The organism is Rickettsia endosymbiont of Proechinophthirus fluctus (genome assembly GCF_001602635.1).
In the GTDB taxonomy this organism is placed as follows: domain Bacteria; phylum Pseudomonadota; class Alphaproteobacteria; order Rickettsiales; family Rickettsiaceae; genus Rickettsia; species Rickettsia rickettsii.
On sequence record NZ_LECS01000004.1, the window covers coordinates 824,334 to 825,523 of the forward strand.

A 1,190-nucleotide genomic window follows, 5' to 3' on the forward strand; every position below is an offset into this window, starting at 1 on the left:
GAAGTATATTCTGTATCACCTGCTATATGACGCTGCGTAATACCTGTTCTTGTTCTAATCCATTCATCGTTAGTATCTACGAATTTTGCAAGCTCATCATTACTAACTATTTTTGAAGGAAGATACCCGCCGCAACCAATAATTTTACAGGTCATAAATCTTTTAGGCTACTTCTTCTTCAGTTTTAATTTTCTTTGTTACTACTATACGATTATTATAAGTACCATCGACTAAAGAAACGTGATGCGGAAGCTTATATTCACCGGTTTGCGAATCAACTATTACGTTAACTTTGCCAAGTGCTAAGTGCGAACGTCTCATATTACGTCTTGATTTTGATGTTTTTTTCTTTGGAACTGCCATTATTAGCCTCTCTAAATATAAATTAAAAAGTATTTGTCAAATTAGTGGAGCAGTATATTATAACCTTGTAATAAAATCTAGATAAAATTAAACTTATGAAAATTTTTATAACATACATTTTTAGTATATTAGCCTTTTTTTCCTTAAACGGCTGCAAAACTATCGCAAATAGAGGGCAATCTATAGATGATTCGGCACTTGTAAAATTAGAGTCTAAAAAACTAAATAAAACAGAAGTCGTAGAGTTAATAGGTACGCCTACTATAGTACCGGAATATTCCCAAAATACCTGGTATTATGTTGAAAGAGTTATGTCTCAAAGAGCTTGGCTCAATCCAAAAATTGAAAAGCAGAAGATAGTAAAAATTACGTTTGATGCTAATAATTTTATACAGGAAGTAGTAGTAATAGATGATTCTCATAGACAAGAGATAGAAATAGTTCATGAATATACTAGGACATATGGAACAGAACTTAACGGACTACAAAAATTTGTTAAAAATTTAGGTAGATTCAATAAAACCACTGACGGAAATAAAAACAAAAGCAAAAATAAGAAAAAGAGATAAGTACCTTAATCATCATTGCAAGATGGCTTATCTGTGTAGATACCTAATCGTCATTGCGAGCCATAGGCTGCGTGGCAATCTCATGAAATAACAACAAACTCCTGAGATTGCTTCATCAATTACTTACGTAAGTAATTTCCTCGCAATGACGATTTGATACTCACGCAGGCGTAACACCAACACCCATAAAACAAAAAACTATCTAATATGATTTCGATATTTAGTAAATTAAAACAAAGTTTATCTAAAACTTCTAAT

The 1,190-nt window shown here is 31.8% G+C and carries 2 protein-coding genes and 1 pseudogene; 1 reads left to right on the forward strand and 2 read right to left on the reverse strand.

Annotation, left to right across the window (positions count from 1 at the left end; genetic code table 11):
- Positions 1 to 155, reverse strand: a pseudogene (locus tag BG75_RS10215) (3-oxoacyl-ACP synthase); the annotation flags it as partial.
- Between the two features lie 7 nt (positions 156 to 162).
- A complete protein-coding gene (rpmF, locus tag BG75_RS06295) occupies positions 163 to 363 on the reverse strand; it encodes a 50S ribosomal protein L32 (protein ID WP_062811808.1) in 201 nt (66 codons plus the stop codon).
- A gap of 95 nt (positions 364 to 458) precedes the next feature.
- Between rpmF and BG75_RS06300 the strand changes: the two genes are divergently transcribed.
- Positions 459 to 932 (forward strand): outer membrane protein assembly factor BamE, encoded by a 474-nt coding sequence (locus BG75_RS06300; RefSeq protein WP_062811809.1) that lies wholly within the window; start codon positions 459 to 461, stop codon positions 930 to 932.
- Positions 933 to 1,190 lie beyond the last annotated feature (258 nt).

What these genes read in the sequence shown, in the direction of transcription:
- rpmF (WP_062811808.1), bottom strand. Translation starts at nt 363, where the DNA reads ATGGCAGTTCCAAAGAAAAAAACATCAAAATCAAGACGTAATATGAGA.
- BG75_RS06300 (WP_062811809.1), top strand. Translation starts at nt 459, where the DNA reads ATGAAAATTTTTATAACATACATTTTTAGTATATTAGCCTTTTTTTCC.